Source organism: Labrenzia sp. THAF82 (assembly GCF_009363435.1).
Taxonomy (GTDB): Bacteria; Pseudomonadota; Alphaproteobacteria; order Rhizobiales; family Stappiaceae; genus Roseibium; species Roseibium porphyridii.
On the sequence record NZ_CP045354.1, the window covers coordinates 1,203,803 to 1,216,563 of the forward strand.

15 protein-coding genes and 1 tRNA gene are annotated in these 12,761 nt (G+C 55.5%); 11 read left to right on the top strand and 5 right to left on the bottom strand.

The genetic code is table 11. From position 1 onward, the window contains the following. The first annotated feature begins 21 nt into the window (after positions 1–21). Genes FIV00_RS05800 through FIV00_RS05815 form a run of 4 tightly spaced genes read left to right on the top strand, consistent with a single transcriptional unit; the run spans position 22 to position 3,431 of the window. Entirely contained in the window at positions 22–918 is an 897-nt protein-coding gene (locus FIV00_RS05800; protein ID WP_152499859.1) for a DUF692 domain-containing protein, read from the top strand. Position 919: 1 nt separating this feature from the next. Further along, a complete protein-coding gene (locus tag FIV00_RS05805; RefSeq protein ID WP_152499860.1) occupies positions 920–1,702 on the top strand; it encodes a DUF2063 domain-containing protein in 783 nt (260 codons plus the stop codon). Positions 1,703–1,740: 38 nt separating this feature from the next. Continuing rightward, complete coding sequence (locus tag FIV00_RS05810) at positions 1,741–2,328, top strand: DoxX family protein (protein ID WP_152499861.1); 588 nt, start codon at positions 1,741–1,743, stop codon at positions 2,326–2,328. 44 nt (positions 2,329–2,372) lie between these two features. Further along, positions 2,373–3,431, top strand: coding sequence for a low specificity L-threonine aldolase (locus FIV00_RS05815; RefSeq protein ID WP_152499862.1), 1,059 nt, complete (start codon positions 2,373–2,375; stop codon positions 3,429–3,431). 108 nt (positions 3,432–3,539) lie between these two features. Here the strand turns inward: FIV00_RS05815 and FIV00_RS05820 are convergent, their stop codons facing one another. After that, positions 3,540–3,986, bottom strand: a complete 447-nt coding sequence (locus FIV00_RS05820) for an Hsp20 family protein (RefSeq protein WP_152499863.1) — start codon at positions 3,984–3,986, stop codon at positions 3,540–3,542. A 276-nt stretch (positions 3,987–4,262) separates the two neighbouring features. Here FIV00_RS05820 and FIV00_RS05825 point away from each other — a divergent pair, with 276 nt between their 5' ends. Together FIV00_RS05825 and FIV00_RS05830 are read left to right on the top strand one after the other, a co-directional pair. Beyond that, complete coding sequence (locus FIV00_RS05825; protein ID WP_152499864.1) at positions 4,263–4,694, top strand: hypothetical protein; 432 nt, start codon at positions 4,263–4,265, stop codon at positions 4,692–4,694. Positions 4,695–4,817: 123 nt separating this feature from the next. Continuing rightward, entirely contained in the window at positions 4,818–5,891 is a 1,074-nt protein-coding gene (locus FIV00_RS05830) for an alpha/beta fold hydrolase (RefSeq protein ID WP_152499865.1), read from the top strand. Here FIV00_RS05830 and hisN read toward each other — a convergent pair. Then, the gene (gene hisN / locus FIV00_RS05835; RefSeq protein WP_152499866.1) at positions 5,888–6,691 is read right to left on the bottom strand and encodes a histidinol-phosphatase; all 804 of its coding nucleotides are present in this window, start codon (positions 6,689–6,691) and stop codon (positions 5,888–5,890) included. The two genes, FIV00_RS05830 and hisN, sit on opposite strands and share 4 nt — an antisense overlap. Before the next feature lie 264 nt (positions 6,692–6,955). Continuing rightward, positions 6,956–7,876 carry an N-formylglutamate amidohydrolase gene (locus FIV00_RS05840; protein WP_371419569.1) on the bottom strand — a complete coding sequence of 307 codons (921 nt, stop codon included), beginning with the start codon at positions 7,874–7,876 and terminating at the stop codon, positions 6,956–6,958. A gap of 198 nt (positions 7,877–8,074) precedes the next feature. Here FIV00_RS05840 and cpdR point away from each other — a divergent pair, with 198 nt between their 5' ends. The 5 genes from cpdR (at position 8,075) to FIV00_RS05865 (ending at position 10,819) form a co-directional block, all read left to right on the top strand. After that, on the top strand, positions 8,075–8,434 hold the full coding sequence (gene cpdR, locus FIV00_RS05845; protein ID WP_055677766.1) for a cell cycle two-component system response regulator CpdR: 360 nt from the start codon (positions 8,075–8,077) through the stop codon (positions 8,432–8,434). Positions 8,435–8,572: 138 nt separating this feature from the next. Continuing rightward, positions 8,573–8,647 (top strand) — tRNA-Val (locus FIV00_RS05850). Between the two features lie 153 nt (positions 8,648–8,800). After that, the gene (gene ykgO / locus FIV00_RS05855) at positions 8,801–8,926 is read left to right on the top strand and encodes a type B 50S ribosomal protein L36 (protein ID WP_008551489.1); all 126 of its coding nucleotides are present in this window, start codon (positions 8,801–8,803) and stop codon (positions 8,924–8,926) included. A 172-nt stretch (positions 8,927–9,098) separates the two neighbouring features. Further along, complete coding sequence (locus tag FIV00_RS05860; protein ID WP_209006826.1) at positions 9,099–9,749, top strand: tetratricopeptide repeat protein; 651 nt, start codon at positions 9,099–9,101, stop codon at positions 9,747–9,749. Positions 9,750–9,793: 44 nt separating this feature from the next. After that, entirely contained in the window at positions 9,794–10,819 is a 1,026-nt protein-coding gene (locus tag FIV00_RS05865) for an alpha/beta fold hydrolase (RefSeq protein WP_209006827.1), read from the top strand. 70 nt (positions 10,820–10,889) lie between these two features. Here the strand turns inward: FIV00_RS05865 and pyk are convergent, their stop codons facing one another. Both pyk and FIV00_RS05875 read right to left on the bottom strand, forming a co-directional pair. Beyond that, on the bottom strand, positions 10,890–12,326 hold the full coding sequence (gene pyk / locus FIV00_RS05870; RefSeq protein ID WP_152499869.1) for a pyruvate kinase: 1,437 nt from the start codon (positions 12,324–12,326) through the stop codon (positions 10,890–10,892). Continuing rightward, positions 12,323–12,754 carry a DUF1036 domain-containing protein gene (locus FIV00_RS05875; RefSeq protein WP_209006970.1) on the bottom strand — a complete coding sequence of 144 codons (432 nt, stop codon included), beginning with the start codon at positions 12,752–12,754 and terminating at the stop codon, positions 12,323–12,325. The genes pyk and FIV00_RS05875 overlap by 4 nt, the downstream gene beginning before the upstream one ends. Between the last annotated feature and the right edge of the window lie 7 nt (positions 12,755–12,761).

A 12,761-nucleotide genomic window follows, 5' to 3' on the forward strand; every position in this document is an offset into this window, starting at 1 on the left:
AGTCTCCCTATGGAGCTCATCATGTTTCCAGACAGCCCAAGCCAGAACCTGACACGGATCGATGCTTCAGTCCCGGCAAGAGCCGGAGCTGGCCTGAAGGCTGAACATATCGCCGAGATACTCGAGACGTCCGCAGATATCGGTTTCTTTGAAGTCCATGCGGAAAATTATATGGGCGATGGAGGCATGCCGCATCGCCAGCTGGAGGCAATTCGGGAGAAATACCCTCTGTCCCTTCACGGGGTCGGACTTTCGATTGGTGGCGAAGGGCCGCTCGATCGTGATCACCTTCAGCGTCTGGCCATCTTGAACAAACGCTACGAGCCAGGTCTTTTTTCCGAACACTTGGCCTGGTCGACCCACGAAACCACTTATCTGAACGATCTGTTGCCGGTTCCCTATGATCAGGAAACACTTGATCGGGTGTGCGACCATATCGACGAGGTTCAGGAAACTGTCGGGCGCCGCATGCTCCTGGAAAACCCGTCCACCTACGTTGCCTTCGCGCAAAGCACCATGAGCGAACTGGAATTCCTAAAAGAAATTACGCGCCGAACCGGATGCGGTCTCCTGCTTGACGTGAACAATGTCCATGTCTCCTGCACCAATCATGAGAGATCTGCTCTGGACTACCTTGACGCATTTCCGATCGACGCCGTGGGCGAAATCCATCTCGGTGGTCATGCACCCGATAAGGATGATGCAGGACGTCCGTTGTTGATCGATGCCCATGACAGGGAAGTCGATGAGGCTGTCTGGACACTTTATGAGCACCTGATTGCCCGCACCGGAGCCATACCAACCCTGATCGAATGGGACAATGATGTTCCCGTCTGGCCGGTTTTGATGTCCGAGGCGCAGGCAGCTGACCGGATCCTTGCTAACAACAGCCAATCCAGCATTCGGCGTGCAGGCTGATATGTGCGCGATGGCGATCAGCGACAAAGTCGATGAAACGACTTTCTGCGAAGCTCTATTCGATCCCGGGAGTGGCACGCCCGTGGGTCTTGTCGGGCCCGACGGCGAGACAGCTCCCAAGCGCTTCAGCGTTTATCGAAACAATGTGGTTGTCAGTTTGTGCGACGCGCTCGGGGAAACCTTTCCGGCAATTAAGAACCTGCTCGGCGAAGACTATTTTAACGCACTTGCGCGTGCGTTCGTCACTACACACCCTCCCAAGTCGCCGGTGTTGCTGCACTATGGGTCCGAATTCGCGGACTTCGTCGAAAGCTTTCCGCCTCTGGCAACCTACCCTTATCTTGCCGACGTAGCCCGCCTGGAATGGGCCTGGTTGCAAGCCTATCACGCCGCTGACCAGGTTCCGCTTGACCCAGCCAGATTGAGCTCTGTTGACGATCAGTCGGTTGGTGCCGTCCGGTTTAGAAAGCATCCGGCTGCACATGTCGTTACTTCACGTTGGCCTGTCTGGGATCTGGCGCGCGCGAATCGCTTCGATCCGAATGCCGAAATTCAGATTGACCTGAAACTGGCTCAGTCCGTGCTGATCACCCGACCTGAATTGAGCGTTGATATGTTACTGCTCCGTCCTGGAGCAGATAATTTCGTTGGTTCGCTCTTCGAAGGAGCGATGTTGGCTGAGGGCGCTGAAGCCGCTCAAACAGCCGCAGAAAACTTTTCACTGTCTGATTGTCTTTCGGACTGTCTTTCAACTGGAGCATTTGCGGATCTCGACGTAGCCTGAGGAACAGGGGCGAGGTTCGATACAGGAAGGGGGAATTTATGGGTGCGTTGATTGGTTTCTTCGTACGATTGTACACAATGGTGTTCGGCGCGATTGAGCGCCTGACGAACGGCTGGTTTCTGGGACTTGCTTCCAGGTTCATTTTTGCTGCCGTTCTGCTCCAGTTCTTTTGGAACTCAGCACTGACCAAGATCGGTGGAAGTGTTGCCAATATTTTCACACCGACTGCAGGCGCGTACGCGCAAATGCTGCCGCAGTTGATGGAACAGGTCAGCTACGACACCAGTCAGATTGCCTTCTTTCCGTATGGGCTCATCGTTCTTTTGGGTACCTGGGGCGAATTCATTCTGCCCTTGCTCGTCGTCGTCGGTTTGTTCACGCGCTTTGCAAGCCTTGGCATGATCGTTTTCATCATCGTCATGACCTACGTGGACATCACTGGGCACGGCGCAGACGCCAAGACAATCGGCGCGCTCTTTGATGGTGAACCCTATTCGATCATCTCTGATGACCGGCTGTTGTGGATCTTCCTGCTGCTCGTTCCGACCCTCAAGGGTCCTGGAGTGATCTCCCTCGACTGGCTGCTCGGTTCCTACTACCGCAAGCGGGAAATGTACTACGACTGATAATTCATGTTGCCGGTTGGAAGTCGACCTGATTAAACCGGCACATGAACTTTGCAAGCGACAATTGGGCGGGTGCAGCTCCGGCGGTGATGTCGGCACTGACCCGCCATAATAGTGGGTTCGCGTCGGCCTATGCCACCGATCCTCTCACCGAAAGCGTTTCCGACACATTCAGTGAAATTTTCGAACGGGAGGTGGCCGTCTATCAGGTCGCTACCGGGAGCGCTGCAAACTCGTTGTCATTGGCCGCATATGCGAAACCTGGCGGCGTCATATTTTGCCACCAAACAGCGCATATCCAGGTAGACGAGTGCAACTGTCCCGAATTCATGACCGGCGGCAACAAGTTGGTCGGCGTTCCAGGCGCATTCGGTAAAATGACGCCCGATGCGTTGGAAAATGCAATGGCGGCATATCCCGACGGCGTTGTACACCACGGCCAGGTTGCGGCGGTTTCATTGACGCAGGCCACCGAATGGGGAACCGTCTATACGCTTGATGAGATTGCGGCGATCCAGAGTGTCGCCCGCTCACGCGGTGTGCCGTTGCATATGGACGGCGCACGGTTTGCCAATGCGCTTGTATCGCTCGGGTGCTCACCGGCTGACATGACATGGAAGGCAGGCGTCGACGTACTTTCCTTCGGGGCCACGAAAAACGGTTGCTGGTGTGCGGAGGCCGTCGTCTTCTTCGATGTGGAAGCGGCAAAGGGATTTGAGTATTTCCGAAAACGCGGCGGGCACCTTTTTTCCAAGAACAGGTTCGTGGCTGCGCAATTTGAGGGTTACTTCGAAAACGGCAACTGGATGGCGACGGCCGCGCATGCCAATGCAATGGCGTTGCGCCTCGCTGAAGGCATTCGGGACATCGGCGGCCGCACAGCTTGTCCGGTGGAAGCAAACGAGGTCTTTCCGATTCTCAAACGGAGGCAGTTTGAGGCGCTGGAGGCCGCTGGTGCGAAACTCTATGAATGGCCGGCCGATGATCTGCCAGGCGATGGCAAACCTTCCGAGGATGAAGTTTGTCTGCGCATGGTGACGAGTTTTGCCACCGTTGAGGCTGATGTAGACGCGTTCTTGAGTGTCCTTGCAGGCACCGTTTGAGCGGTCGTTGAGGATTTCAGAACATTTGGTGGTCAAGCGACGCTCACAAAAGAGGCGCCTGGGTTTCCAGGCGCCTCGCAACAGGCTTTCGCAAGCGATTTCAGCAGATTAGTGAGCGGTTGTTTCGATCTGCTTGGCAGAACCGCTCGTGATATCGATCTTGCGCGGTTTCATTGCCTCAGGGATCTCACGAACGAGATCGACATGCAGCAGCCCGTTTTCGAGGCTTGCGCCATCGACACGGACATGTTCGGCGATCTGGAAACGGCGCTCGAATGTGCGAGATGCAATGCCGCGATAAAGAATTTCGCGGTCAGTGTCTTCGTCAGCCTTCTCACCCTTGATTGTCAGAACGTGTTCTTTGGCTTCAACCGAGAGTTCGTCTTCGGTAAACCCGGCGACCGCCATGGTGATGCGGTAGGTGTTTTCGCCAGTGCGTTCAATGTTATAGGGCGGATAGCTGGGGGTCTCGCTGCCGGCAGAATCCAGCATTGAGAACAAACGGTCGAACCCGACGGTGGACCGATATAGCGGAGAAAAATCCAAGTGACGCATGTGTAGTGTCCTCTCTTTGAGCAACGGTTACTTCACTTCATAGTGCTTTCCATCATCCCCCATCTTGGCGGGACAGGATTGCGCTGCAGACCCGTTAGTGGCGCCTGCAATAGGGAATCTGGGAATTCCGGTTTTTCATTTCAAGAGGCTTGCCGGCGGCCCGTTTTGCAGATGAATGGCGGATGAACGGAGCCTTCCGATTGGGTTCAAGTGGCAGGGTGCATCTTGTGCTCAACGTCAGCACGGCGCTGGCGGCTCAGTCAGGAGAGATGAAAAATGCTTGCCACTCTTTCGAAATTTTCTGCCCCGATCGCCGGTGCCGTTCTGCTTGTATCCGCCGGTCTTGTTTCCTCTGCCAATGCGGCTCCTCTGGCCAGCGGCATAAAGATCCATCAACCACAATCCGAACTGATTGTGAAAGTTGATCACCGCAAGCACAAGAAACATCGCGGCCAGCGTGGCTGGGACGACCGCCGTGGTTGGGGGTACCACGAGATGGGTCCTCGACAGATTCGCCGCAGCTTGCGTCATCGCGGCTTTCACAAAATCCGGATCCTGGATCGCCGCGGCCCGATGTATATTGTCAAAGCCCGTGCCTGGGGTGGTCAAAAGTTCCGTCTGGTTGTTGATTCAAGATCAGCGCAGATCGTCCGGAGCCGCCCGGTTGGAGGCCACCGTGCGCACTGGGGTTGGCAACATCGCTGGTAATGTTCCGTGAATATCTTTGGCTTTCAGGGCCGGTCCCACGGGGCCGGCCTGAAGTATGTTGTGAGCCACGGCGAAGACCGTTATCACAGTCATTCGTTGCCTTAGCTTTTCAAAAGGGGCCGCATGAGCCTTTTCAATCATCCTGACAATCCAGTCCCTGAGGGAACACAATCAGGATTTGTCGACACAGCGGACGGTATCAAAATCCGGTATGCCCACTGGCCTGCAAGAGGATCGGCGCGCAAAGGTACTGTTACGCTGTTGCAGGGGCGGGCGGAATTTATCGAAAAGTATTTTGAAGTTATCGAGGATCTGCGGGACCGAGGTTTCAACGTCGTTTCATTTGATTGGCGCGGTCAGGGCGGTTCGCAGCGCGTGACCCGCAATCCGAGGCGGGGACACGTCTCGAATTTCAAGAAATATCGGCTCGATCTTCGCACGGTTCTGAAAGACGTTTCGCTGGCAACTTATCCGGGACCGCATTTCGCATTGGCGCATTCGACGGGAGGGTTGGTTGTTCTGTCTGATTCAGAGCGGCTTCGAACCATGCTTGACCGGGCAGTGATTACTGCGCCACTGCTTGGGATCCCATCCGGCGCCTGGGCGCCTGATCTTGCTGCCGCGCGCCGTTGGCTTGTCAGAAAACTGACCTTTGGTCTGCTTGGTAAACCGCCCCTGAAAGCGCTGTCGCCCAAAACTTCTGGATTGATTGAAAACGTCGGGTTTCCGATGGCACGGATTTTTTCAATGGTCGGGCTTGGACGTCTCTTTGTTCCAGGCGGCAACGGCAAGATCCTGGTTCCTTACGAAACCAACAGACAAACCTCCGACAAAGTCCGATTTGAGAGGTTCAACAAGGTGCTTGAGGCGGCGCCGGAGCTTGGCGTCGGTGCACCGACCATGGGCTGGTTGGCGGCTGCTGCGCGCACCATGCTAGCGTTGCGCAAACGTGATGCAGGTCCCGGCATAAAGCTGCCATGCCTGATCCTGGCCGCAGGGGCCGACAGGATCGTATCAACACCTCAAATCGAAGACTTCGTTTCACGCGCGAAAGCGACCGCCTATGTCGAAGTCGCAGGTGCTGCACATGAGCTGATGATGGAGCAGGACGTCTATCGTGACCAGTTCTGGGCCGCGTTCGATGCATTCGTCCCGGGTCTGGAAGTGGAACTGGAGCTTCAAAAGTCCGGGCTTTAGGCGGCCTTTGCCAACTCTCGCAGCAATATGTCATGAAGGCGTGGATCCCCGGAGGCGACAATCTGGCCGCCATCGGCAGGTGCGCCTCCGGTCCAAGTCGTCACAACGCCACCAGCACCCTCGATGATCGGCACCAATGCGATTATGTCATAGGCCTGAAGGCCCGTTTCAATGACTGCGTCGCCGTGACCGGCAGCCACCATGCAATAGGCGTAACAATCGGTTCCATAGCGAGAGAGCTGCGCAGACGCCTCAATGCGGTCGAATAAGGGTCGCTCGATCTCCGTAAAGAGCGCAGGGGTTGTCGTGAAAAGGGTTGCGGCCTCCAGGCTGTCGCAAGCTCGGGTTCTGATAGACATCTGACCAAGCGGGCCCTGATACCAGGCAATGCTGCCATCTCCCCCGAAACGTTCACCGATATAAGGCTGGACCATCATGCCGAGACTGGGCCGGCCAGCTGTCTTCAGACCAATCAGGGTACCCCAAGTCGGCAGTCCGGTGATGAAGGCCCTCGTGCCGTCGATCGGATCAAGTACCCAGACATTTTCAGCATCGAGATTTTCAGGTCCGTGCTCCTCGCCGAGGATGCCGTGATCGGGATATGCGTCGTTGATCAGGGCACGCATCGCCGTTTCGCCGTTCTTGTCGGCGATGGTGACCGGGTCAAATCCTGTGTCCCATTTGTTATCGACAGCAAACCCTTGCCGGAAATGCGGCATGATCGCACTGCTTGCCGCGTTCGCAAGCTTGTCAAGAAATGGCGCAAACGTGTTGGTACTGGCTTTGAACCCGTCTGACATTCATGGCTCCCGGATGAGGGGTAAATCGGTTGAAAAGTGCTAATTTGCCGCCTGTATAACCGTTTCTGCTGAAAATTGCCTCAGCAAAACCGGTTTAGTTGCATATTGTTTGATCAGATTCCGAACCGCATTGGGCTTGACCTTTGTGCGGTGCAATGCGATTTTATTGCGGTGCGATACGTTGTATTGCATCGCCCTCCTTGGGCGTTTCCTCCCTAGACTCGGGCCGCCTCATTTGAGTGCGGCCTCTTTTTTTGTCCAGGGCTATTCGGCAGCGATCGAATCCGCGGGCAAGGCAGCATCCGGCATGGCTGTCAGCTCCAGGGCGAAGGCCCTCAAGTTGTCGAACAGCTGGCCGAACCCGGCTGAAGGCTCCTGCGTGGCCTCGTTCAGATAGAGACCACGGTTGATTTCTATCTGAAGCGCATGCAGCCCGCTTGCCGGTCTGCCATAGTGTTCCGTGATGAAGCCGCCGGCATAAGGTTTGTTCCGGCTGACACTGTAGCCAAGGTTTCGCAGGATCGTGCAGGCATATTCCGTCAAATCGCTACTGCAGCTGGTTCCATAGCGATCGCCAAGAATGAAATCGGGCCGACTGTCGGTCGTCTGGCATTTGATGCTTGAAGGCATTGAATGGCAGTCGATCAACACTGCGTAGCCGAAGGTGACATGAGTCTGCGCGAGCAGCCGTCGCAACGTCGAGTGATAGGGCTTATAAATTTCCTCGACCCGTCTGAGGGCTTCTTCAACAGGCAATTTGTGCCGATAAATCTCGTGATTCTCACTCACGATCCGGGCAACTGTCCCAAGGCCTCCTGCCACCCGAATGGAGCGGACATTTGCATAGGACGGCAATCGACCGTCAAACATCTTTGGATCGAGCTCGTATGGCTCTCTGTTCACATCCAGATATGCCCTAGGAAAATGAGCTCTCAGAAGCGGTGCGCCCATGGGAACAACGTGTGCGAAAAGATCGTCCACATAGGCATCTTCAGATCGCCTGATGGATTTTTCATCCAGACGTGACGACGCAAGGAAACTTTGAGAATACTGCCGGCCGGAATGCGGTGAATTGAAAACATACGGCAGGCGCTGATCAGCAGGGCAAAGTACATCAAACGCTGGATAGCCGTTGAAGTCGGCTTCAAGAGACGTTTGCGAGGAGGGCGGTTTCTTATTCGTCAAATGCCAGGTTCCGATTATTGCCCCTATGACAAGTCGGCCCATGGTGCCAAGGAATCAACACGCAGTCCACAGTGTTGATATCAAAAGCTTAGGAGAACCAATTCTGGCTATCATTCTGTGGAATTCGGGCTATAACCGGCAGAAGGAGCTCTCGATTTCGCTCCGGGTATCAAAAATAAAGGCAAATGGTCATAAAAGATGTCGCGTATCCTGCTAGCCGAAGATGATAATGACATGCGCCGCTTTTTGGCGAAAGCGCTGGAAAATGCCGGCCATGATGTTGTGTCTTTCGATAACGGCAAAAGCGCTTACGAACGATTGCGTGAGGAACCCTTTTCCCTGCTGTTGACCGATATCGTGATGCCGGAGATGGACGGGATTGAGCTTGCAAGGCGCGCAACGGAGTTGGATCCGGACCTGAAGGTGATGTTTATCACCGGCTTTGCAGCGGTGGCCCTGAACCCTGAATCGGATGCGCCCAAAGATGCGAAAGTCCTGTCTAAGCCCTTCCATTTGAAGGATCTTGTACAGGAAGTCGAGCGCATGTTGGCGGCCTGATAGCTAGGGCCTGAATTGGCTGCTGCCGGACTGGTGATAATTTGCCAGTTCGGTGAAAAAGGGGGGTTGCACAGATCTGCGTTCCCCGCTATATCGCACTCCACCACGGCGTTGGGGCGCCGGACTACCGAGATATTCGGGCGTGTAGCTCAGCGGGAGAGCACTTCGTTGACATCGAAGGGGTCACAGGTTCAATCCCTGTCACGCCCACCATTGTTGCGCTGATTGATGGTTTCAAGACGCGCGGGTTGATCAGAAGACAGGCGCACTTGCTGCAGCTGCTTTAGGAACAGCCCAATCGAATGTGAGCGCCGCAGGCGCTCATTTGGTTTAAAGAAGCAGGACCCTTTAGAGGGGGACAGTGACATGAAGATCAAGAACTCGCTTAAAGCGCTGATGGGCCGTCACCGCGACAACCGCATGGTTCGCCGCAAAGGCCGCGTCTACATCATCAACAAGAAAAACCCGCGTTTCAAAGCACGCCAGGGCTGATCTTGCCGGTGCGATTGCGCATCGAGATCGTTGTTTGCCGTTTTTCCAGAAGCGCTTAGCAGGCTGCTTTCAGGACGGTTCAGCGAATTTTCTGACGTACGCACCAAGATGTGTAAATTTCCCGGATTGACCGCCGCATCGAACGACCCATAATCGTTGGATGCGGATTTTTGTGTTTGCCATCGCTTTTGTTGTCAGCTCCGGTATTGCCGGTGCTCAACCTGTGCCGGATCTTGGACCGGACATGGACCCTCCGTCAGCTGAGGACTTCAACCCTATGCCTGAAGACTTGCCGCAAGACGGCGGGCAGGTTGTTGTTGAGGAAGCGGATCCAGAAGAAGAGCAGTCCAGGCTGGACGAACTTTATGCAGAGCTTGCTGATACAGAAGACGCGAATGCTGCGGGCCGCATCACACGCGAAATTCAGCGCATATGGATGGATTCTGGCAGTGACACCGTGGACGTGCTGATGTCGCGTGCAGGCAAGGCCATCCAGGCAGATGACCACGGACTGGCACTGGATCTGTTGGACGTTGTGGTGGTTTTGAAACCTTCTTTTGCGGAAGGCTGGAACCGCCGGGCAACCGTGCATTACATGCGGGAGGACTTCGGCAAGTCGCTGGTCGACATCGAGCGCACGCTTGCGCTTGAACCACGTCACTGGGGAGCCTTGTCGGGATTGGCGATCATTCAAAGGCGCCTTGGTTTTGAAGATAGCGCCCTTGAAACCTTCAAGCGTGCGCTAGAGGTCAATCCGGGTCTGGAGAATGCCACCAAGGCGGTCGAAGACCTGGAAAAAGACGCTGAGGGTGAACCAGCCTGACCTGACACACGTACCGTTCCCATTCTAAAAGACGGTATGTCGAAATGTTTGTTGTTCGTTTCACCATGTATTTTTTGTTGCTGATCTCGATCATTCTTGTCCTGTCCGCAGCCTATACAGCTTGGCGTGTCAGTCAGATTTCGTCGGCGCATCAGCCGGATGGCAGCTTTGCCGAAATCGACGGCGTGAAACTCCACTATCATCTGTTTCCTGCGGACAATCAGGACAGCGAAGCACCGGTCCTTGTGTTCATTCACGGAGCGAGCGGCAACGCTTATGATCCGATGATCACCTTCAAGGATGCCTTTGACGGAAAGTACACAACGCTTTTTGTCGACCGACCGGGGCTTGGGTTCTCGGAGCGCGATTTTGAGCGGCACAGTTCACTTGAGGGGCAAGCTGGAGCTATTGCCGGTTTGCTTGAACATCTCGACATAAAAAAGTCCATTGTTGTTGGGCATTCTTTTGGCGCTGCCGTGACCGTGGTGCTAGCGCTGACACATCCGGAGCGTGTCGCGGGACTGGCATTTATCGCGCCCGTCAGCCATCCTTGGCCAGGTGGCGTGGACTGGCACTATTCGGTGGCTGCCCTTCCGATTGTTGGCGAACTCTTCACTAGAACTTTGACACTTCCACTTGCAGAACGCCTTGCCCCGGCGGCCATACTTCGTGTTTTCGCTCCTGGGCAAGCGCCGGAACGTTACGCTGAACGGATAAATCTACCGCTCCTGTACAGGCCGCAGACTTTCCGGGCGAATTCTACCGATATCGCGACGTTGAAGCCGCAGGTTACGCAGCATGCCAAGTCCTATCACAAGATCAGGCAGCCAGCTGTAGTCGTAACTGGTGCGGATGACACGATTGTCTGGCCGTCGATCCATAGTGAAGGTCTGCGACGGGACCTCCCGAACGCTGAGCTGATTGTCTTGGAAAAGGCCGGCCACATGCCGCATCATTTGCACAATGAAAAGGTCATCGAAACGCTGGAAACTCTGATCGAACGCGTGATGGCCGTGCCCGGCCAAGGCGAGGGCACAGCGCGAAAACCACAATTGCGCGAACCGGCATGAAAAAAGGCGGCACGTAGCCGCCTTCTCAGTTCCGTTACGCCTTGGTCTCGGTTTTTAACCGATTAGACAGTCAAATGCCGCCCTGACCGTCATTGCCGACAAAAGCAATGCGCAACAGGTTCGTGGACCCTGGTGTCCCAAACGGGACGCCGGCTGTCACGATGATCCGCTGACCTGGCTTTGCGAACTGTTCCGAGTAGGAAATTCGACAGGCACGGTCGATCATATCCTCTTCATTGGCCGCATCTTCACTAACAACGCAGTGGAGACCCCATCCCAATGCCAGTCGCCGCGCTGTCGCCAGCACCGGGGACAGAACGATTACAGGGCAGGCGGGCCGCTCACGAGAGGCACGCAGTCCGGTTGCACCGGATGTCGTGTAACAAACAACAGCCGCGAGATTGAGTGTCTCGGCAATCTGCCGCGCAGCCGCGGAGATCGCATCGGCACCCGTTGCCTCGGGCTCGGCGCGTTGTGCATAGATGATGTTGCGGTAATTGTTGTCCTGTTCGACCTGCTGGGCGATTTTGTCCATGGTGGAAACCGCTTCAACAGGGAAATCGCCGGCGGCCGATTCCGCTGACAGCATGACAGCATCCGCACCTTCGAAAACGGCAGTGGCAACGTCAGAGACTTCCGCGCGGGTCGGCACCGGCGCCGAAATCATGGATTCCAGCATCTGGGTTGCGATCACGACCGGCTTACCTGCACGGCGGCAGGCACGCGTGATTTGCTTCTGCAGCCCCGGAACCTGTTCCAGCGGCATTTCGACACCAAGATCACCGCGGGCGACCATGATCGCATCGGACAGTTCAATGATTTCATCCAGACGGCCGATAGCCTGCGGCTTTTCGATTTTGGCCAGAACGCCAGCGCGTCCACGTGTGATCTTGCGGACTTCGGCCAGGTCGTCAGGGCGCTGCACAAATGAAAGCGCTACCCAGTCGACATTTTGTTCCAGTGCAGCGATCAGGTCCTTGTGGTCCTTCTCGGTCATCGCACTTGTTTTGATTTCAGTGTCGGGAACGCTGATGCCCTTGCGGTCAGAAAGCTTGCCGCCAACGATCACTTCGGTAACGGCTTTGGTGGCCGTGGCTTCAACGACTTTCAGCTGGATCTTGCCGTCATCGAGCAGCAGGCGGTGACCCGGCTCGAGAGCCTCCAGAATTTCCGGATGCGGAAGATGGACCCGGTTGATGTCGCCGCCGGATTGGTCGGCGTCCAGCGTAAACGTTGCGCCGTTCTCCAGCATGACGGGGCCGCCGGTGAATGTTCCCACACGCAGCTTTGGTCCCTGAAGGTCAGCCAGAATTCCGATCGGCCTCCCGATTTTCTCTTCGACAGAACGGATACGCTCAACGAGCATTTTCAGACGGTCATGATCTGTATGGCTCATGTTGATGCGGAACACATCCGCACCTGAGCGATACAGTTCTTCAATTATGTCTTGTTCTGAGGAAGAGGGTCCGAGAGTTGCTAAGATTTTGACTCGTCGGTTTCGCCTCATCGCCCACCTGTTCCTTGTTGCACGGGTTCGGTCAGCTGGACCGTCCAGCTGCTCTGTTCGCCCGTGTCGATTTCAAAAAAGCCTGTCCGCTCAAATCCGCGAGCCACACAGTCTTCAATCCCGCGAATGGTGAATTCTTTCTCCCGGGTGCACATGAATGCCCGGCCGCCCCATTCGCCAAATTGGTCGTAGTCAACTGCGTAGATGTAATAGTATCGTGACACCAGCGAGCCGGGGACCAGGGTCTCGCAAGAATTGGATGCGAGGTTCCACCAGCCTTCGGTAACCCAGTCGGTCTTGTCTTTGTAGCCAATGGCTACACCAACCTGACTGTCCGTCTTGTTGCAAAGGCGCAAATCGGCCCTGGCGTCGTCACTAGATGCGGAAAAAAGCAGCACGGTCAAAAGTCCGGTCAAGGCAGCTTTCATGGGCACA